Below are 18,275 nucleotides of genomic sequence, written 5' to 3'. Positions count from 1 at the left end.
TAGCCTTACCTAGATGCGGAACACAAAGTGGCAGGTGAGACGGTGACGGTCGAGGTCTGGTGGTCCACCCTCGCCGCCGCGGACCACGAGCTGACCGCCCTGCTCGACGACACCGAACGGGCGCGCCTGGACTCGTTCGACCGCCCCGCCGACCGCGGGCGGTCGCTGGTCGGTGCGGCCCTGCTGCGCCTCGCGGTCGCCGCGCACCTCGGGGTGGGCGCCGCGGAGGTCGTGCTGGACCGCACCTGCGCCGAGTGCGGCCGGCCGCACGGGGCGCCGCGCGTCCTGGGGGCGGGCGACCGCCGCCCCGGGGTCTCCGTCGCGCACTCCGGCGTCCTGGTCGTCGTCGCGCTGGACCCGCACGGTCCCGTCGGCGTCGACGTCCAGCGGGCGTCCGACCTGCCGGACCCGGGCGCCGTCGGGGACTGGGTGCGCCGCGAGGCCGCGGTCAAGGCGCGCACCTGGACCGATCTCGGCGGAGCGTCGCCGGCGGCACTGGTCACCAGCGACCTGCGTCCTCCCGTGGGCGGTTACGCCGCGGCACTGACCACCGTCGGCGAGCGCACCGTGCGCCACGTGGACCGCACGCAGGGCCTGAGGTCTGCGCGCGGACGGTGACCGGTCCCGCGACGCACGGACGTCCGGCCCGGACGCTCGCGGCCCCAGAGGGTCCACGGCGTCCGGGCCGGACGGGAGAGGGTGACGCGTCGTGCGGGCGGTCAGGCCTGGTCGAGACCCCCGCGGACGATCGAGTCGCCGGAGTGCGTGGGGTCGCCGTCGAACGGCTCCTCCGAGACGTCGACCAGCGAGTAGCGATCCAGGTCCAGCCCGGCGGGCACCGGGAACGTCCCGGTGTCGCCCTTGAGCACGCCCAGGCTGACCATGCCGCTGAGGTCGTCGGCGATGAGCCAGACCTCGCGGTAGGCACCCTCGCCGGAGCCGTCCGCCCCGGCGACGGAGACGACGATCTCGAGCTCGCCGCCGGCGGCCTCCTCGACCGTCGCGCTACCTGTCGAGTCGGGCCAGTCGGGCAGCGGTTCGAGCTCGGCCTGGGCGACGGCGACGGGCGTGGGGGCCGTCACGGCCTCGGGGCCCTGCGCCCGTTCCCAGGCGATCCCGCCACCGACACCCACGACGAGCGCCGCGCTGGCGGCCGCCACGGCCCAGAGCGCGGCCGGGCGCCGTCGGGAGGCGAGGTCGACGACCTCCGCCTCGGCGGACTCGACTCCGGCGACCCAGGCGGCGTCGCTCGACGCCTCCTCCTGGTCGATCTCGGCGCGGATCCTGTCCCACACGTGGGGCGCCGGTGCCACCAGCTCCTCGGGCCCCAGCTCGCGCGCCGTGGAGGCCACGTCGGCGAGGCTGTCGCGCTCGGCCTGGCAGGCCACGCACGAGGCGAGGTGGGCGCGCTCGTCGTCGGACACGACGTCCTGCTCCCCGAGCGCGAGGAGCGCGAGGACCTCCGGGTCAACGTGCTGCACCATCCACCTCCAATCGTGTGCGCAGCCGGGTCAGACTTCGTCTGACATGGCTCTTGACGGTGCCGAGGGGAAGGGACATCTCCTCGGCGATCTGCGTGTGTGTCATGTCCCGGTAGAACGCGAGCCGCAGGATCGTACCGGCCGGGTCGCCGAGCCGGTCCAGCTCGTCGGCCACGATCGCCCGGTCCACGACGGGGGCACCGACCGGGTCGGCCTCCCCGACGGGGTTCGGCGTGAACGCCTCCGCGGCTCGGCGTTGGCGTCGCAGCCTCTCCCGGGAGGCGTGCACGTCCGCGATCTTGTGCCGGGCGATGCCCAGCAACCAGGTCGACAGCTTGGCCCGCTGCGGGTCGTAGGACCCGCGTGCTTGCCAGGCGGCGACGAAGACCTGCTGGGTGACGTCCTCGGCGTCCGAGACCTCGCCCAACGACCGGAGTGCGACCGTGTGCACGAGAGCCGACCAGCGACGGTAGGCCGCTGCCAGTCCGTCCTCGGTGCCGGCTGCGAACGCGGCGCTCACGTCCGCGTCGGGGTCGGCGGCCGGCAGTGCGGCACCTTCGGCCCCAGTGGTCACAGAACCTCCGTGATACGGGTCGTCCCGCGCGATCGGCGGCTTCGGGGTCGAACCTAGCGCGTCAGCCGCCGCGCGTCACGTCGCCACGGCCGTCACCACCAGGTTGTCCTCGTAGTGGCCCGCCTCGGCGTCCCACCGGCCGCCGCACGTCACCAGGACCAGTCGCCGCTCACCCGAGCGGTCGAAGAACTTCTCCCAGGGCACCGCCTCCTTCGAGTACCGCGTGATCTCCGTGACCTCGTACCGGTGCCGGACGCCGTCGGCGTCGGTCACCGTGACCTTGTCGCCGGCCGTCGCCTCGGCCAGCCGGGCGAACTGCCCGACACCCTCCTGGGTGTCGACGTGGGACGCGAGAACGGCCGCGCCCTGCGGGTCGCCCGGGGCCGGGCCGAAGCGGTACCAGCCCGCCACGTCGCCCGACTCGGGGAGCTCCATCGTGCCGTCGGGGTCCACGCCCACCGGACGGACCGGTGTCTCCAGCAGTCCCTGGACCGTGACCAGCTCGGGCGGCGCGGCCGGCTCGCTCCCCGCGAGATCGGCCGAGACGACGGGGATGTCCGGGACCGCCGGCCCGCCGGCACCCTCCTGGTCGCCGGCGCCCCCCGGCGTCGGGTCGGCGGACGCCGAGGGGGACGCCGGTGCCTCCGGTGCGGAGGTCGCCTCGGCGGCCTCCACCCGGGGGACGTCGGCCCCGACCGTGGGGGTGTCGTCGGCCACGACCATCAGCACGCCGGCCAGGATCGAGACGGAGACGGCGGCCACGGTGGCCAGGGCCACGCGGCGGACCGGGCGCGTGACCCGGCCCGCCGCGGAGCGGTGCGTGCGTGTCACCGGCGTGCCCGGTGCGCCCGGACGCCCTCCCGGACCGCGATCGCGATGACGAACCCGGCCAGCAGGGTCATGATGGTGCCGACGGTGAACGGCGTGAAGAAGCCGTGGTGGTCGGCCGCCGCGGCGCCGGTGGTCCCGGCGTCGACGCCGTCAGGAGCGGAGTGCATGCCCTCGACGGTCTGCGTGGCGAGAGCCAGCGAGTCGTTCTCCAGCGAGCCCCAGGCGTAGACGATGGTGTTGACACCCTCGGCCACGTCGACGTCGGCCGGCCCGATCACCGGGTCGGTGGTCCCGGCGGCGGCGACCGCCGCGGAGACTGTGCCGGCCGGGAGGTCGAGCACCTGCTCGTCAGGGTTCTCGAGGCCCTCGATCACCGGGTCACCGCCGGCCAGCACGTCGACGGCCGGGGCGGCCGCCACGTGACGGACGGTCAGGCGGCCCTCACCGGCGGCGATCTCCGAGGTGTCGTTGGTGAACAGCGTCGCGGTCGGCGAGCCCTCGGCGTCGAGGTGCGCGGCCGCGGTGTAGTTCATGCCGCCCTCGAGCGGCAGGTCCACGGGGCCGATGACCGGGTCGGAGTCGTCCTCGGCGTCGGCGGCGGTGATCGCCACCGAGTAGGTGTCGGGCTCGAGCTCGAGCGGGCCGGCGAGGTCACCGGGCTCGAAGTCGTCGAGCGTGAGCTCACCGTTGACGTACACGTCCACGGTCGTGTCCGGCACGCCGTGCAGGACGCTCAGCATCGCGACATGTCCGTCCGCCGAGGCGGGCAGGGCGAGTGCGGTGCCCGCTGCGGCGGCCAACGCGGTGGCGCCGAGGGCGGCCGTGGTTCGGATCGTACGCATGTGTCCTCCTGGTGTCGGTCCCGCCGTCCTTGGCGGGGTTGCTCCGGTGGCTTGACACCAGGTGTTCGTGAACGGTGACCGATCTGGATGCACGTGGATGGACTTTTTTCGCCGTCGCCCCGACCGGCGGTCAGTCGCGGGCCCGGCTGCGGCGCGACCGGCGGGGAAGGCGGGACGCGGCGTCCGGCGAGACGAGGCGGACCTCGGTGGCGCGCGTGCGCGCCAGGGGGTCGCCGAAGGGGTCGCCCCCGAGCGCACGAGCCACGTGCAGCAGGGGGCGCCCCGCCTCGAACTCGCGGGCGAGGGCGTCGAAGATCGGGGTGTCGTCGCGTGGCACGCCCACCATGGTGGGTCGTCGGCGCCCGGCTGTCCGCCGCGACACGGCGGTGTTCACACCCGTCTCACACAACGCGCGCCAACCGTCCCCGGCCCGTCACGGCCTCCGGGTCGGCGCTCCTGTTGCGCCACGTCCCGCCCCGGACCATGATCGTGGCGGTTGAGCAGCGCCTTCGCGTCCGCCGCCCGGTCCCGCCGATCCCGGCGTCCGCCGCGGGCGCCCGACGGAAAGGCCCGACATGACAGTCACCGCCCCCGTGGAGCTCCTCCTGGTCGAGTTCCCGCACCGTGAGTTCACCGGCGCGGTCCTGGCCGAGCTGACCCGGCTGCAGGACGCCGGGACGATCAACGTCCTGGACGCGCTGGCGATCCGTCGTGACCTCGAGGGCGAGATCGAGTGGTTCGAGGCCGCCGACGCCGGCTCCGAGCTCGGCGACCTGGTCGGTGAGCCCGCCGGGTTCCTGGCCGAGGACGACGTCGACGCCGTGGCCGCCGACCTCGCCCCGGGGACGGCGGTCGGGATGCTCGTGTTCGAGCACACCTGGGCGACCGGCCTGGCCGGTGCCGTCCGGGACGCGGGTGGGCGCGTCATCGACATGATGACCGTGCCGGCGGCCGCGATCGAGGAGCTGACGAGCGTGCTGGACGAGGAGGACTGACATGGTCAGGAGAGTCGGCCGCCCGGGCCTGATCGGCACCATGGCCCGGACCGCCGTGATCGCGGGGACCGCCGGTGCCGTCAGCCGGCGGATGGACGACCGGGCGGGGGCCCGGGGCACCCAGCAGGCCTCCGCGGAGGCGTACCACGCCCAGGAGGCGCACTTCGCGCAGCAGCAACAGATGCAGCAGCTGCTCGCGCAGCAGCAGCCGACCCAGGCCGTGGCCCCGGCCACGGAAACCATGTCCCAGCTCCAGCAGCTCGGCGACATGCGCTCGGCCGGACTGCTGACCGACGCCGAGTTCTCCGCCGCCAAGGCCAAGGTCCTCGGCTGACCGGGCGGTGACAGCCGAGCAGCCGTCGGCGGACCCCGCCCCGGCCGAGGAGGACCTGACCCCCGAGCAGCGTGCCGCCCGCACGCGCGGGTACGTGGGGGTGCTGCTGCTCGCCGCGGGCATCGGTGTCCCGGTGTCCCTGGTGGCCTTCGGGTTCCTCGCGCTCCTGCACGCCCTGGAGCACGCGGTCTGGGAGACGTGGCCCGCGACGTTCGGCCACGAGGTGGCGCCCTGGTGGTGGGCCCTGCCGTGGCTGCTGCTCGGTGGTGTGCTCGTCGGTGTCGCCGTCCGGTGGCTGCCCGGTCACGGGGGTCACGTCCCGATCGACGGCCTGGGCATCGACCCCGTGCCCGCACGGTTCGTGCCCGGGATCCTCCTCGCGGCGCTCGGCGGGCTCCCGCTCGGCGTGGTGCTCGGTCCGGAGGCGCCGCTGCTCGCCCTCGGGTCGGCCGTCGCCCTGCTGCTCGTGCGACCCGTCGCGGCGTCCGGGGCGCCCGGGGCCGGCGCGCTGATCACGGTCGCCGGCGCCGCCGCGGCGCTCGCGGCCATCTTCGGCAGCCCGCTGGTCGCCGCGATCTTCGTCCTGGAGGCGGCCGGGCTGGCCGGTCCCCGTCTCGCCCGTGTCGTGCTGCCCTGCCTGCTGTCCGCCGGGATCGGGTCCCTGGTCTTCACCGGCATGGGCACCTGGACCGGTCTGCAGATCCCCTCGCTCGCGCTGCCGGACCTCGCCGGCCCCGACCGGCCCGACCTCGGCGACGTGCTGTGGACCGTGCCGTTCGCCGTGGCCACCGCGTTCGCGGTGCGGCAGGTGCACCACCTCGGCCGCTGGACGGCGCGACGGGCGGCGGACCGGCCGCTGTCCGCCGCGGTCGGTGCGGCGCTGGTCGTCGGCGGGTGCGCGGGTGCCTACGCCCTGCTGACCGGTCGGTCCCCCGAGGAGGTGGCGCTCAGCGGTCAGGGGCTGCTGGAGCCGCTCGCCGCCGACCCCGGCGCCTGGTCCGCGCCGGTGCTGGTCGCGCTCCTCGCCTTCAAGTCGATCGGGTACGGGGTGTCTCTCGGCGCGTTGCGCGGCGGCGCCATCTTCCCGGCCGTGCTCCTGGGCGCCGCGGCGGGCGTGCTCGTCTCCGGCCTGCCGGGCTACGGGGTGATCCCGGCCATGGCGGCGGGGATGGCCGCCGCGACGGCCGCGATCCTTCCCTACCCCGTGGCCTCGGCGGTCCTGGTGGTGGTGCTGCTGGGCTCCAACGCGGCCGCGATGACGCCGGTCGTCCTGCTCGCCGTCGTCGTGGCGTTCGTCTCCGAGCAGATCATCGCGACGGAGCGGCGCCGCCCGGCCTGACCTGCGTCACTCGCCCGTCGAGCCGTCGACCGCCTCGCGCAGCAGGTCGGCGTGCCCGTTGTGGCGGGCGTACTCCTCGACCAGGTGCACGAGGATCCAGCGCAGGCTGAACCGGCCGCCGCCGTGCCGGTCCTCCCGCGCGGACAGCTGTTCCGGACCGGCGACCGCCAGCGCCGCGTCCAGGAGCCGGTCCGCGGCGGCGACGGTCGTGTCGTACAGCTCGCGCAACGCGGCGGGGGAGTCGTCCGCCGCCGAGTGCCAGTCCCAGTCCGGGTCGGCCGACCAGTCGACCGTGTCGAAGGGGGCGAGGGCGGGGGCGCCGGTCAGGACGACGCTGCACCAGTGCGACTCGACGTAGGCGAGGTGCTTGAGCAGCCCGCCGAGCGTCATGTCCGACGGCGGCAGCGGGGTGCGCAGCTGGTCGGCGGTCAGGCCGGACGTCTTCCGGCGCAGGGTGTCGCGGTGGTAGTCGAGGAAGGCGCGCAGCGTGCGGGTCTCGTCGGCGCGCAGCGGCGGCTCGGTGCGGTCGGGGACGCTCGTCACGTCGCTGCCCTCGGGTGCCCGGCGAGGGCCGCCGCCCGGCCCAGCACGGCGTCGAGCATCGACGGGGTCAGCCGGCCGGTCGAGGTGTTGTGCGGCGAGACGTGGTAGCTGCCGAGCACGGTCAGGCGCCGCGGCCCGCCGTCGAGGTGCTGCAGGGCGAGCTCGGCTCCGTGGGCGAACCGCGGCCGGGGGCGCGGGACCGACCAGCCCTGCTCGGACAGCGAGCCCAGCAGCGCGTTCCAGCCGATGGCGCCGAGCGCCACCGTGACCCGCAGCGTCGGGGCGAGCAGCTCCAGCTCGCGCGCGAGGTAGGGCGCGCAGCGCCGACGTTCCTGCGGCGTGGGGCGGTTCTCGGGCGGCACGCACCGCACGGGCGCCACCAGGCGGACGCCGTCGAGGGCCATGCCGTCGCCCCGGCCCGTCGACTCGGGCTGGTTGGCGAGCCCGCAGCGGTGCAGCGCGGCGAACAGGAAGTCCCCGCTGCGGTCGCCGGTGAACATCCGGCCGGTGCGGTTCGCCCCGTGGGCCGCGGGGGCGAGCCCGACGACGACGACGGACGCGTGCGCGTCCCCGAAACCGGGGACCGGCCGGGCCCAGTACGTCTCGTCGCGGAACGCTGCGCGCTTCTCCCGGCCGACCTGCTCGCGCCAGGCGACCAGGCGGGGGCAGGCGCGGCAGGAGACCAGGTGCGCGTCGAGCTCGGCGAGGCTGCGTGCCGTCCGGGCCGCCGAGGGCGGGTCGACGGGCGGTCCGTCGGAGGGGTCCACCGTGCCATCCTGCCCGGTCCCCGCGGACACGGCGAGGGCCCGCTCCCCGACGGGGGAGCGGGCCCTGCGTGCGGTGTCGCTCAGGCCTCCGCGGCGGTCTTGACGGGCGGCGCCTCGACGGCGAGGGAGCGCACCGACCAGCCCAGCAGGCCGAACAGGACACCGAGGCCGATGACCAGCGCGCTGACGCCGTAGGCGACGACCGAGGTGAACAGCGAGGCCCGCAGGAACGAGGCGTTCATCGCGGTGTCGCGGCGCGGGTCCTCCCGGTCGAGCTCGGCGTAGGTGAGCCCGTCGGTGGCGTCCAGCGCGTGCTTGTCGATGATCTGCGCCTGGGCGTAGGCGGAGAACGGTCCGTCGACCTCGTCCCCGGCGAGGAAGGCGGCGTCCTCCGAGACGGTGATGTTCTGCGCGCTGAGCTGGGAGCTGACGGTCGCCCACGTGACCGCACCGGCGACGATCATCACGAGGCCGGCGATCAGGGCGACGATTCCCACGATGCGCACCCCGCGGTTGCCGGTGGGGGTGGTGCTGGTGGTGCGGGCGATGGTGGTCATGTTCCCCTCCGAGGGTCCGGGTCGCGACTCTCGCGGCCGGTGTGCGGCGCCGATCCGGCGTCTGGCTCCATGGTAAGACCACATAGCCTGACCTGCGAGGACGTTACTTGTGAATTACTTCACATGGATGTCCGGGGCGTCGGTCCCGCACCGCACCCGCCGGCGGCCCGGGTCGCGGGCACCGGCGTCCGCGCCGGGTCGGTACGATCGAGGGGCGTCGCCACCGGCGATGTCGCCCGGCGGCCCGCGGGCCGCCGCCCACCCGAACCACCAGCGCAAGGAGCACCACCGTGTCCGACGCCGTAGCGAACGCCACCGACCCCACGACCGCGGTGACGGTGGAGCAGGCGACGACGGGCACCGAGCTCTTCGCCGACCGGCGCGACGTCGTGGTCATGCGCGTGGACGGCGAGCTGCTGGACCTGTCCCGCGAGGTCGTGCCCGGCACCGTCGTCGAGCCGGTCACCGTCGGTTCGCCGGACGGGCTGGCGGTCCTGCGGCACAGCGCGGCGCACGTCCTCGCCCAGGCGGTGCAGCAGGTCAACCCCGAGGCGAGGCTCGGCATCGGTCCGCCGGTGACCGACGGCTTCTACTACGACTTCGACGTCGCCGAGCCGTTCACGCCCGAGGACCTCAAGAAGCTGGACAAGGTGATGGCCCGCATCATCAAGGAGGGCCAGACCTTCCGCCGGCGCGTGGTCACCGAGGACGAGGCGCGGGCCGAGCTGGCCGCCGAGCCGTACAAGCTCGAGCTGATCGGCCTCAAGGGAGGCGCGTCCGACGAGGACGGCTCCTCCGTCGAGGTCGGCGGCGGCGAGCTGACCATCTACGACAACGTCCGCGGCGCCGGCCGCGAGAGCGAGCAGGTCGTCTGGTCCGACCTGTGCCGCGGCCCGCACCTGCCGTCCACCCGGCTCATCGGCAACGGCGTGCAGCTCATGCGCTCGGCCGCGGCGTACTGGCGCGGCAGCGAGAAGAACCCGCAGCTGCAGCGGGTCTACGGCACCGCCTGGCCGACCAAGGACGACCTGAAGGCCTACCTGGAGCGGCTCGCGGAGGCCGAGCGACGCGACCACCGACGCCTGGGCAGCGAGCTGGACCTGTTCAGCTTCCCCGACGAGATCGGTTCCGGGCTCGCGGTGTTCCACCCCAAGGGCGGCATCGTGCGCACGGAGATGGAGGACTACTCGCGGCGCAAGCACATCGAGGGCGGCTACTCGTTCGTCGCCAGCCCGCACATCACCAAGGGCCGGCTCTTCGAGACCTCGGGGCACCTGGACTGGTACGCGGACGGCATGTACCCGCCCATGCACCTGGACGCCGAGCTCGACGACGACGGCGTCGTGCGCAAGCCGGGGCAGGACTACTACCTCAAGCCGATGAACTGCCCGATGCACAACCTGATCTTCGACTCGCGCGGGCGGTCCTACCGGGAGCTGCCGCTGCGGCTGTTCGAGTTCGGGACGGTGTACCGGTACGAGAAGTCCGGCGTCGTGCACGGCCTGACCCGCGCGCGCGGGTTCACCCAGGACGACGCGCACATCTACTGCACCCGCGAGCAGATGCGCGACGAGCTGTCCACCACGCTGACGTTCGTGCTGGACCTGCTCAAGGACTACGGACTCGACGACTTCTACCTCGAGCTGTCCACCCGCGACCCGGAGAAGTCCGTCGGCGAGGACGAGGCCTGGGAGGAGGCGACCCGCACCCTGGAGGAGGTGGCCACCGCCTCCGGTCTGGACCTCGTGCCCGACCCGGGCGGTGCCGCGTTCTACGGCCCGAAGATCTCGGTCCAGGCCCGGGACGCCATCGGCCGCACCTGGCAGATGTCGACGATCCAGCTCGACTTCAACCTGCCGGAGAAGTTCGACCTGGAGTACACCGCGGCCGACGGGACCCGGCAGCGGCCGGTCATGATCCACCGGGCGCTGTTCGGTTCGATCGAGCGGTTCTTCGCCGTCCTGCTCGAGCACTACGCCGGCGCCTTCCCGGCCTGGCTCGCCCCGGTGCAGGTGCTCGCCGTGCCCGTGGCCGAGGCGTTCGACGACTACCTCGGCGACGTCGTGGCGAAGCTCCGTGCCGAGGGCGTGCGGGCCGAGCTCGACACCTCCGACGACCGGTTCGGCAAGAAGATCCGCAACGCCGCCAAGCAGAAGGTGCCGTTCGTGCTCATCGCCGGGGGAGAGGACGCCGACGCCGGCGCCGTCTCCTTCCGGTTCCGCGACGGGACCCAGGAGAACGGGGTGCCGGTCGACGAGGCCGTGCAGCGCATCGTGACCGCGGTCCGCGACCGCGAGCAGGTCTGACGTGACGGATCCCGCGACCGGACCCGAGCAGGTGCCGGCGGACCGCTTCGGCCCGCCGGAGGACGACATGGCGCGGCTGTGGACGCCGCACCGGATGGTCTACATCGGCGGGCAGGACAAGCCCGCCGACTCCTCGGTGCAGCACTGCCCGTTCTGCCGGATCCCCACGGGCGACGACGAGGACGGCCTCGTCGTCGCCCGCGGGGCCGCGTGCTACGTCGTGCTGAACCTGTACCCGTACAACAGCGCGCACCTGATGGTGCTGCCGTACCGGCACGTGTCGGACTACCCGGACCTGACCCACGACGAGACCCTCGAGCTGGCGACGATGACCCAGACGGCGATGCAGGTCGTGCGGGACGTCTACGCGCCGGCCGGGTTCAACCTCGGGATGAACCAGGGGGAGGTCGCGGGTGCCGGGATCGCCGCGCACCTGCACCAGCACGTCGTGCCGCGGTGGCTCGGGGACGCGAACTTCCTGCCCGTGGTGGGCCGCACGAAGTCGTTGCCGGAGCTGCTCGCCGACACCCGCGCCCGGCTCGCCGCGGCGTGGCCCGACGCCTGAGCCGGGCCGACCGCTACCCTGGCGTCGCCGGCCGGAGCCGGCACACCACAGACCGAGGAGCAACACCCATGTTCGGCCGCCTGCGGGCCACCATGCAGCGACTGTTCACCCCGCTCGCGCACCTGCTGCTCCGCCGGGGCGTCTCGCCGGACACCGTGACCGTGGCGGGCACGGTGGTCGTCACGGTGGTCGCCCTGACCCTGCTGCCCACCGGGCACCTGCTGCTCGGCGGGGTGCTCATCGGGCTCTTCGCGCTGCTGGACTCCCTGGACGGGGTCATGGCGCGCCTCTCCGGCCGCAGCGGCCCCTGGGGGGCCTTCCTCGACTCGACCCTGGACCGGATCTCCGACGGCGCGGTCTTCGTCGGTATCACCCTCTGGTTCGTGCTCCACCCCGACGTGCCCTTCGCCACCTGGGGCACCGTGGCCGCGCTGGCCTGCCTCGCCCTGGGCTCGGTGGTGCCGTACGCCCGGGCCCGCGCCGAGTCCGTCGGGGCGAGCGCGGACGTGGGCATCGCCGCGCGGACCGACCGGCTGGTCATCGCCCTGGCGCCCACCGGGTTCGTCCAGGTCGGCCTGCCGGTCCTCGTGCTCGTCGTGGTGCTGTCCCTGCTGGCGGTCGCCAGCCTCGTCACGGTCGTCCAGCGGATCATGACGGTCCGCCGTCAGATCCACCTGGGCGGCCGTCCCCTGGAGGATGCCTGATGGACGTCGCGGCGCTCTACACCTTCGCCTGGCGGCACGCCCACCGGGTGCCCGAACCGCTGCAGCGGGCCGCCGCCACGGTGGCGGCCGACCTGACCTGGTGGCGCCACGGTGCCGGGGTGCGCCGGCTGGAGGCCAACTACGCCCGCGTCCGGCCCGAGCTGGACGCGCGGGCGCTGCGCCGGCTGTCCCGCGAGGGGATGCGCCGCTACCTGCGCTACTTCCGCGAGGCGTTCACGCTCCAGGGCGCCGACCCCGACCAGATCGCCGCCCGGGTGCGCGTCGAGGGCGAGGAGAACGTCCGCCCGGTGGTGGAGGCGGGCGGTTCGGTCGTCATGGCGCTGAGCCACTGCGGCAACTGGGACCTCGCCGGGGCCTGGGCCACGCCGCACCTGGCACCGGTGCTGACGGTCGCCGAACGCCTCGAACCCGCCGCGCTGTTCACCGAGTTCGTCGCGTTCCGCCGCTCGATCGGGATCGACGTGCTCGCCCTCGGCGACGACGGCGTGTTCCGCGACCTGGTGCGCGGTGCCGAGGACGGCCCCCGCCTCCTCCCGCTGCTGGCCGACCGGGACCTGACCTCCCGCGGCGTCGAGGTCGACCTGTGCGGCCACCGGGCCCGGGTCGCCGCCGGCCCCGCGGCGCTGGCGCTGGCCACCGGCGCCCCGCTGGTGCCGACCGGTGTCTTCCACGAACGCCTGCACGGCGAGCGCCGCCGCCGCGCGGGGTCGGCCTGGGGGACCGTCATCCGTTTCATGCCCCCGGTCCCCGTCCCCGCCGGTCAGAATCGGGCCGAGCAGGTCGCGCTGCTCACCCAGGAGTGGGTCGACGCCGTCGGGGAGTTCCTCGTCGAGCGCACCGCGGACTGGCACATGCTGCAGAAGGTGTTCGTCGACGACCTCGACCCCGAACGGTACGCCCGCACGAAGGCCCGGGCGGGTGAGGCGTGATGCGACCGCTGCGCGTGGGCATCGTGTGCCCGTACTCCTTCGACGCCCCCGGCGGGGTGCAGTTCCACGTGCGCGACCTGGCCGAGGCGCTGCGCGCGGGTGGGCACGAGGTCTCCGTCCTGGCCCCGGCCGACGAGGACACCGAGGTGCCCGACGTCGTCACCCCGGCCGGCCGGGCCGTGCCGGTGCGCTACAACGGCTCGGTGGCGCGCCTCGCCTTCGGCCCGCGGGCCGCCGCGCGCGTGCGCCGGTGGATCGACGCGGGCCGCTTCGACGTGCTCCACCTGCACGAGCCCATGACCCCGTCGTTGTCCATGCTGGCCCTGTGGGTCGCCGACGGACCGGTGGTCGCCACCTTCCACACCTCGCAGGTGCGGTCGCGGGCCCTGCAGATCGCCCACCCGCTGCTGCGGCAGTCGCTGGAGAAGATCTCGGCGCGCATCGCCGTGTCCGAGGACGCCCGACGCACCCTGATCGACCACCTCGGCGGGGACGCGGTGGTGGTGCCCAACGGGGTCTACGTCGACCACTTCGACGTGCCCCCGGCGCCACGCTGGCAGGGCACGCCCGAGGCGCCCACCGTGGCCTTCCTGGGCCGGCTCGACGAACCGCGCAAGGGGCTGCAGGTCCTGGCGGCGGCGGCCCCCCGGATCCTCGCCGAGGTGCCCGGGACGCGCTTCCTCGTCGCCGGGCGCGGTGACGAGGGCCGGGCCGAGGCCGAGGCCGCGCTGGGCGGGCACGCGTCGTCGTTCGAGTGGCTCGGGGGCGTCAGCGACGCCGACAAGGCGACGCTGCTGGCGTCGGCCGACCTGTACGTGGCCCCGCAGACCGGCGGCGAGAGCTTCGGCATCGTGCTCGTCGAGGCGATGAGCGCGGGCACCGGCGTCGTCGCGAGCGACCTGGGGGCGTTCCGCCGGGTGCTGGACGACGGCACGGCGGGTCGGCTCTTCCGCACCGGCGACGCCGAGGACCTGGCCGCGACGGTCCTGGCGGCGCTCGCGGACCCGGCGGGCACCGAGGAACGCCGCGAACGGGCCCGGCGGTTCGTGCGCACCTTCGACTGGTCGGAGGTCACCGAGCGGGTACTGGCGGTCTACGAGATGGCCCTCGCCGCCTCCGAGGCGCTGGGCGACGGGGCCGTGCACGAGGACCTCCTGGCCGGGCGCCCGCCGTGGCTGCTGGGTCGTGGCCCCCGGACCCGCGGGGGTGTCGACCGATGAGCTGGAGCTGGTCCGAGACGGCGCTCGTCGTCGTCGTCCTCGTGGGTCTGGCGCTGTGGCTGGGTTGGGTCACGGCCTCGCGGCTGGACCGTCTGCACCGCAAGGTCGTCGCCTCGCGGCACGCGCTGCAGGCGCAGCTGGACCGGCGCGGGCGGGTGTCCGTCGACCTGGCGTCCGCCGGGCTGCTCGATCCCGCCAGCGCCGTGCTGCTCGCCGACGCCGCGCTGGCCGCCCTGGACGTGCCCGACCGCACCGCCGACCCGCGCCCCAGCGAGGCCTTCTCGCTGCGCGGCCTCCCGCCCGAGCGCGAGCGCGCCGAGTCGGCGCTGTCCATGACGTTGCGGTCCGTGCTCGAGGACCCGGACGAGGTGGCCGAGCTGCGGGTGACCGAGGTCGGCGACGACCTGCTGGGCGACCTGTACTCGGCCTGGTACCGGGCCCAGCTCGCCCGGCGCTTCCACAACGAGGCCGTGGCGCAGGCGCGCCGTGCCCGGCGTCCCCGCGTCGTGCGCTGGCTGCGGCTGGCGGGCCGGGCACCGCTTCCCCGCACGGTCGAGCTCGACGACCAGATGCCGGCCGGGCTCGAGCGGGCCTGACCCGCCGGCGAACCGCCGTAGGATGGGGCCTACGGCGTGGGACCACGCCGGCACGCGGGCGGCCCGGAGGTCGCGGCGTGCTCGAAGAACTTCTGTGAGGTTGCGTTGAGCGAGACCACCGGGACACCTGCCGGCACGACGGGCGTCGGCGAGGTGGGCACGGCCCGCGTCAAGCGGGGGATGGCCGAGATGCTCACGGGGGGCGTCATCATGGACGTCGTCACCCCCGAACAGGCGAAGATCGCCGAGGACGCCGGGGCCGTCGCGGTCATGGCCCTCGAGCGGGTCCCCGCGGACATCCGCGCTCAGGGCGGCGTCGCCCGCATGAGCGACCCGGACATGATCGCGGGCATCGTGGACGCCGTCTCCATCCCCGTGATGGCCAAGGCGCGCATCGGGCACTTCGTCGAGGCCCAGGTGCTGCAGTCCCTCGGCGTCGACTACGTCGACGAGTCCGAGGTGCTCACGCCCGCCGACTACACCCACCACATCGACAAGTGGGCCTTCACCGTGCCGTTCGTGTGCGGCGCCACCAACCTCGGCGAGGCCCTGCGCCGCATCACCGAGGGTGCGGCGATGATCCGTTCGAAGGGCGAGGCCGGGACGGGCGACGTCTCGAACGCCACGACCCACATGCGCCAGATCCGTGGCGAGATCCAGCGGCTCAGCTCGCTGCCCGCCGACGAGCTGTTCGTCGCGGCCAAGGAGCTGCAGGCGCCGTACGAGCTCGTGGCGGAGGTCGCCCGCGCCGGTCGCCTGCCCGTCGTGCTGTTCACGGCCGGCGGCATCGCGACGCCGGCGGACGCCGCGATGATGCGTCAGCTCGGCGCCGAGGGCGTCTTCGTGGGGTCGGGCATCTTCAAGTCCGGCGACCCGGTGGCGCGCGCCAAGGCGATCGTGCAGGCGACGACCTTCTACGACGACCCGGACGTCCTGGCGAAGGTCTCCCGCGGTCTGGGCGAGGCCATGGTCGGCATCAACGTCGACGAGGACCCGGAGCCGGTCCGGCTCGCGGAGCGCGGTTGGTGAGCTCGCCGGAGACGCCGGCGTCGTCCTCGTTGGGCCCCGACTGGGTGCCCGGGGACGACGGCCGGCGCCACCGGCGCGCCGCCCGCGTCATCGTCCTGGACGGGGCCGGCCGGGCCCTGCTGGTGCGCGGCCACGACGCCGACGACCCCACCCGGTCGTGGTGGTTCACCGTGGGCGGCGGCATCGACGCCGGCGAGACGGAGGAGCAGGCGGCGCTGCGCGAGCTGCGCGAGGAGGCCGGCCTGGAGCTCGGACCGGCCGACCTGGAGGGCCCGGTCATGACCCGCGCCGGGCTCTTCCACTTCTTCGCCGAGACCTGCCGCCAGGACGAGGTGTTCTTCGTGGCCCGCGTCGAGGACGGTCACGAGCCGACCGACCACGGGTGGACCGACGTCGAGCGGGACGTGCTCGACGAGATGCGCTGGCTCAGCGCGGACGACCTGCGGGCCGAGACGCGCGAGGTGTTCCCCCGCGTGCTGCCGGACCTGCTGGACCACCTGGTCGCGGGCTGGGACGGCGTCGTGCGGCACCTGGGTGAGGAGAACGACGACGAGGCGCTCGAGCACCGCGACTAGCGGTGCAGCGCGACCCCGCGTCGGGTCAGCTTGCGGGTGTAGACGGTGTCGGCGCACAGCAGCCGGCTCGTCACCGCGGCCAGCAGCACCGCGACCAGCAGCGCGGCCAGCAGCTCGGGGACGGCCAGCGCCTCCACGACGAACGCCACCGCGGTGGCCGGTGCCCGGACGGTCCCGGCCAGGACGGCCGCCATCCCGATGACGGTGAAGGCGGCGGCGTCGGTGCCCGACGCCGGCCACACCGTGGTCACCACCTGGCCGCACGCGCCGCCGAGCATCGCCCCGACGAACAGCGCCGGGGCGAACACCCCGCCGGAGCCGCCCACGCCCAGGGTGAGGCTCGTCGCCAGGATCTTCAGAGCCACCAGGGCCAGCAGCGTGACCAGGACGAACCGACCGGCCAGCGCGTCGGCCACCGCGCCGTAGCCCACGCCGTACAGCTGCGGCCACCACAGCAGCAGACCGCCGAGCAGCAGCCCGCCGACGGCCGGGCGCAGCCACTCCGGGCCGCGCCACAGCCGGTCGCAGACGTCGGCGGTCGCGTACAGGAAGCGGGTGAACAGGGCTCCGGTCGCACCGGCGGCCACGCCCAGCACGCCCACGGCCGCGAGCGCCGGCCCGCCGGCGACGGTGTGCGGGGGCAGCGCCAGCAGCGGCCCGCCGGTGCCGAGCAGGTGCCCGACCCCGACGGCGGTGGCGACGGCGAGCGCCAGCACGGCCAGGGCCCCGCCGCTGATCTCGAGCAGCACGAGCTCGACCGCGAAGAGCGCCCCGGCGAGCGGGGCGTCGAACGCGCCCGTGATGCCCGCCGCCGCGCCGGCGGCGACCACGGCGCGCAACCGGTGGTCCGGCAGGCGCAGGAGCTGGCCGGCCCCGGAGGCCAGCACGGCACCGATCTGGACCGTCGGGCCGACCACGCCCACGCTGCCTCCCGAGCCCAGGCAGACCGAGGCGGCGTACGCCTTGACCGCGGCGACCCGGGGCGGCACGCGGCCCCCGTCGCGGGCGACGGCGAGCATCACCTCGGGCACCCCGAGCCCGCGGGCGCTCACGGGAGCCCACCGGTGCACGACCGGTCCCTGCAGGAGCCCGCCCAGCACGGGCGCCGCGACGAGCACCCCGGCACCGAGCCAGGGCACCGCCGGGTGCGAGAGGCCGACCCCCACCCCGTGCGCGGACGGGTCGGCGGAGCCGGTGAACACCTGCGTGAGCAGCCCCACCAGCGCGCGGAGGGCGACCCCGCCGAGGGCGCCGAGGGCGCCGGCCGCGACGGCGACCACGACGAGCGCCGCGGGGCGCACCTCGTGCGCACCGGGGCGCCCCGTGGGCACCAGACCGGCGCGCCACGAGCGGGAACCGGGGGTGTGCACCTGTTCGATGCTAGACGACCGGCTTCGGCCGCGGCGCCGTGGTGCGTACACTGCCGCGGTGACCACGACGATCGGAGTACTCGCCCTGCAGGGGGACGTGCGCGAGCACACCCGGGCCCTGGAGGGCGCCGGTGCGCGCGTCGTGCCGGTCCGCCGCCGCGCCGAGCTCGAGGCGGTCGACGGCCTCGTGCTGCCCGGCGGGGAGTCCACGACGATGGACAAGCTGCTGCGCGTGTTCGAGCTGCGCGACCCGCTGTGCGCCGCGATCGCCGCCGGCCTGCCGGTCTACGGCTCGTGCGCGGGCATGATCCTGCTGGCGGACCGCATCACCGGCGGGATCGAGGGCCAGCAGACGCTCGGGGGGATGGACGTGACCGTCCAGCGCAACGCGTTCGGCCGTCAGGTCGACTCCTTCGAGGCGGACCTGCCGATGCAGGGGCTGGACGGCGGTCCGGTGCGGGCGGTGTTCATCCGCGCGCCCTGGATCACCGAGGCGGGTCCGGGGGTGGAGGTGCTCGCCCGCATCCCCGAGCGCTCGACCGCCGGCGCGGATCTCGGCGAGGCCGCCGGTAAGATCGTGGCAGCCCGTTCGGGGCGACTGCTCGCGACCGCGTTCCATCCGGAGGTCACCGGGGACTGGCGGGTGCACGCGCAGTTCGTCCGCGAAGTCAACGCCACGCGAAGGAGTTAGTCAGGT

General features: G+C 74.7%; 22 protein-coding genes. 13 read left to right on the top strand and 9 right to left on the bottom strand.

Features of this window, described 5'->3' with window-relative positions; translation table 11 throughout:
* The first annotated feature begins 42 nt into the window (after positions 1-42).
* Positions 43-618 (top strand): 4'-phosphopantetheinyl transferase superfamily protein, encoded by a 576-nt coding sequence (locus Q6350_RS09810; protein ID WP_305066035.1) that lies wholly within the window; start codon positions 43-45, stop codon positions 616-618.
* Between the two features lie 101 nt (positions 619-719).
* Here Q6350_RS09810 and Q6350_RS09805 read toward each other — a convergent pair whose 3' ends face one another.
* From Q6350_RS09805 to Q6350_RS09785, 5 genes are all read right to left on the bottom strand, one after another.
* Entirely contained in the window at positions 720-1,484 is a 765-nt protein-coding gene (locus Q6350_RS09805) for an anti-sigma factor (protein WP_304607099.1), read from the bottom strand.
* Positions 1,468-2,055 carry an RNA polymerase sigma factor gene (locus Q6350_RS09800; RefSeq protein ID WP_171248190.1) on the bottom strand — a complete coding sequence of 196 codons (588 nt, stop codon included), beginning with the start codon at positions 2,053-2,055 and terminating at the stop codon, positions 1,468-1,470. Before Q6350_RS09800 ends, Q6350_RS09805 begins: the two co-directional genes overlap by 17 nt.
* Before the next feature lie 75 nt (positions 2,056-2,130).
* Complete coding sequence (locus tag Q6350_RS09795) at positions 2,131-2,886, bottom strand: class F sortase (protein ID WP_305066033.1); 756 nt, start codon at positions 2,884-2,886, stop codon at positions 2,131-2,133.
* On the bottom strand, positions 2,883-3,728 hold the full coding sequence (locus Q6350_RS09790) for a DUF4397 domain-containing protein (protein ID WP_171248192.1): 846 nt from the start codon (positions 3,726-3,728) through the stop codon (positions 2,883-2,885). The genes Q6350_RS09795 and Q6350_RS09790 overlap by 4 nt, the downstream gene beginning before the upstream one ends.
* Positions 3,729-3,858: 130 nt before the next feature.
* Positions 3,859-4,065, bottom strand: coding sequence for a hypothetical protein (locus Q6350_RS09785; protein ID WP_171248193.1), 207 nt, complete (start codon positions 4,063-4,065; stop codon positions 3,859-3,861).
* Between the two features lie 238 nt (positions 4,066-4,303).
* Between Q6350_RS09785 and Q6350_RS09780 the strand changes: the two genes are divergently transcribed.
* From Q6350_RS09780 to Q6350_RS09770, 3 genes are read left to right on the top strand one after another with little or no spacing between them, the layout of a single operon-like run.
* Positions 4,304-4,723, top strand: a complete 420-nt coding sequence (locus tag Q6350_RS09780; protein ID WP_304604102.1) for a DUF6325 family protein — start codon at positions 4,304-4,306, stop codon at positions 4,721-4,723.
* Position 4,724: 1 nt separating this feature from the next.
* Positions 4,725-5,057 carry an SHOCT domain-containing protein gene (locus tag Q6350_RS09775; protein WP_171248195.1) on the top strand — a complete coding sequence of 111 codons (333 nt, stop codon included), beginning with the start codon at positions 4,725-4,727 and terminating at the stop codon, positions 5,055-5,057.
* A gap of 7 nt (positions 5,058-5,064) precedes the next feature.
* A complete protein-coding gene (locus Q6350_RS09770) occupies positions 5,065-6,396 on the top strand; it encodes a chloride channel protein (RefSeq protein ID WP_305066031.1) in 1,332 nt (443 codons plus the stop codon).
* A 6-nt stretch (positions 6,397-6,402) separates the two neighbouring features.
* Here the strand turns inward: Q6350_RS09770 and Q6350_RS09765 are convergent, their stop codons facing one another.
* The 3 genes from Q6350_RS09765 to Q6350_RS09755 all read right to left on the bottom strand — a co-directional run bounded on the left by Q6350_RS09765 (position 6,403) and on the right by Q6350_RS09755 (position 8,263).
* Positions 6,403-6,939, bottom strand: a complete 537-nt coding sequence (locus tag Q6350_RS09765; RefSeq protein WP_305066030.1) for a DinB family protein — start codon at positions 6,937-6,939, stop codon at positions 6,403-6,405.
* Entirely contained in the window at positions 6,936-7,706 is a 771-nt protein-coding gene (locus Q6350_RS09760) for a uracil-DNA glycosylase (protein WP_305066029.1), read from the bottom strand. The genes Q6350_RS09765 and Q6350_RS09760 overlap by 4 nt, the downstream gene beginning before the upstream one ends.
* An 80-nt stretch (positions 7,707-7,786) precedes the next feature.
* Positions 7,787-8,263, bottom strand: a complete 477-nt coding sequence (locus Q6350_RS09755) for an aromatic ring-opening dioxygenase LigA (RefSeq protein ID WP_304604098.1) — start codon at positions 8,261-8,263, stop codon at positions 7,787-7,789.
* A gap of 290 nt (positions 8,264-8,553) precedes the next feature.
* On the opposite strand from Q6350_RS09755, the gene thrS reads away from it, so the two are divergent.
* From thrS to Q6350_RS09715, 8 genes are all read left to right on the top strand, one after another.
* Complete coding sequence (gene thrS / locus Q6350_RS09750; protein WP_305066027.1) at positions 8,554-10,569, top strand: threonine--tRNA ligase; 2,016 nt, start codon at positions 8,554-8,556, stop codon at positions 10,567-10,569.
* Positions 10,570-10,636: 67 nt separating this feature from the next.
* Complete coding sequence (locus Q6350_RS09745; protein ID WP_171248337.1) at positions 10,637-11,134, top strand: HIT domain-containing protein; 498 nt, start codon at positions 10,637-10,639, stop codon at positions 11,132-11,134.
* 68 nt (positions 11,135-11,202) lie between these two features.
* Complete coding sequence (pgsA, locus tag Q6350_RS09740; RefSeq protein WP_305066025.1) at positions 11,203-11,838, top strand: phosphatidylinositol phosphate synthase; 636 nt, start codon at positions 11,203-11,205, stop codon at positions 11,836-11,838.
* Entirely contained in the window at positions 11,838-12,788 is a 951-nt protein-coding gene (locus Q6350_RS09735) for a phosphatidylinositol mannoside acyltransferase (RefSeq protein WP_304604095.1), read from the top strand. Before pgsA ends, Q6350_RS09735 begins: the two co-directional genes overlap by 1 nt.
* Before the next feature lie 8 nt (positions 12,789-12,796).
* A complete protein-coding gene (locus Q6350_RS09730; protein WP_304604459.1) occupies positions 12,797-14,008 on the top strand; it encodes a glycosyltransferase family 4 protein in 1,212 nt (403 codons plus the stop codon).
* Positions 14,005-14,604 (top strand): hypothetical protein, encoded by a 600-nt coding sequence (locus tag Q6350_RS09725; RefSeq protein WP_171248201.1) that lies wholly within the window; start codon positions 14,005-14,007, stop codon positions 14,602-14,604. Before Q6350_RS09730 ends, Q6350_RS09725 begins: the two co-directional genes overlap by 4 nt.
* Positions 14,605-14,709: 105 nt before the next feature.
* Positions 14,710-15,633, top strand: a complete 924-nt coding sequence (gene pdxS / locus Q6350_RS09720; RefSeq protein WP_171248202.1) for a pyridoxal 5'-phosphate synthase lyase subunit PdxS — start codon at positions 14,710-14,712, stop codon at positions 15,631-15,633.
* Complete coding sequence (locus tag Q6350_RS09715) at positions 15,630-16,208, top strand: NUDIX hydrolase (RefSeq protein ID WP_304604094.1); 579 nt, start codon at positions 15,630-15,632, stop codon at positions 16,206-16,208. Before pdxS ends, Q6350_RS09715 begins: the two co-directional genes overlap by 4 nt.
* On the opposite strand, the gene Q6350_RS09710 is transcribed toward Q6350_RS09715, so the two are convergent.
* Positions 16,205-17,578, bottom strand: a complete 1,374-nt coding sequence (locus tag Q6350_RS09710; RefSeq protein ID WP_305066024.1) for a chloride channel protein — start codon at positions 17,576-17,578, stop codon at positions 16,205-16,207. The genes Q6350_RS09715 and Q6350_RS09710 overlap by 4 nt on opposite strands.
* Positions 17,579-17,636: 58 nt before the next feature.
* Between Q6350_RS09710 and pdxT the strand changes: the two genes are divergently transcribed.
* Entirely contained in the window at positions 17,637-18,269 is a 633-nt protein-coding gene (gene pdxT, locus Q6350_RS09705) for a pyridoxal 5'-phosphate synthase glutaminase subunit PdxT (RefSeq protein ID WP_305066023.1), read from the top strand.
* The last annotated feature ends 6 nt before the right edge of the window (positions 18,270-18,275 follow it).

The organism is Isoptericola sp. b515, assembly GCF_030588125.1.
GTDB classification, from domain to species: Bacteria; Actinomycetota; Actinomycetes; order Actinomycetales; family Cellulomonadaceae; genus Isoptericola; species Isoptericola sediminis.
Note: the sequence above shows the minus strand (reverse complement) of the source record. Positions and strands in the feature narration are given on the sequence as shown.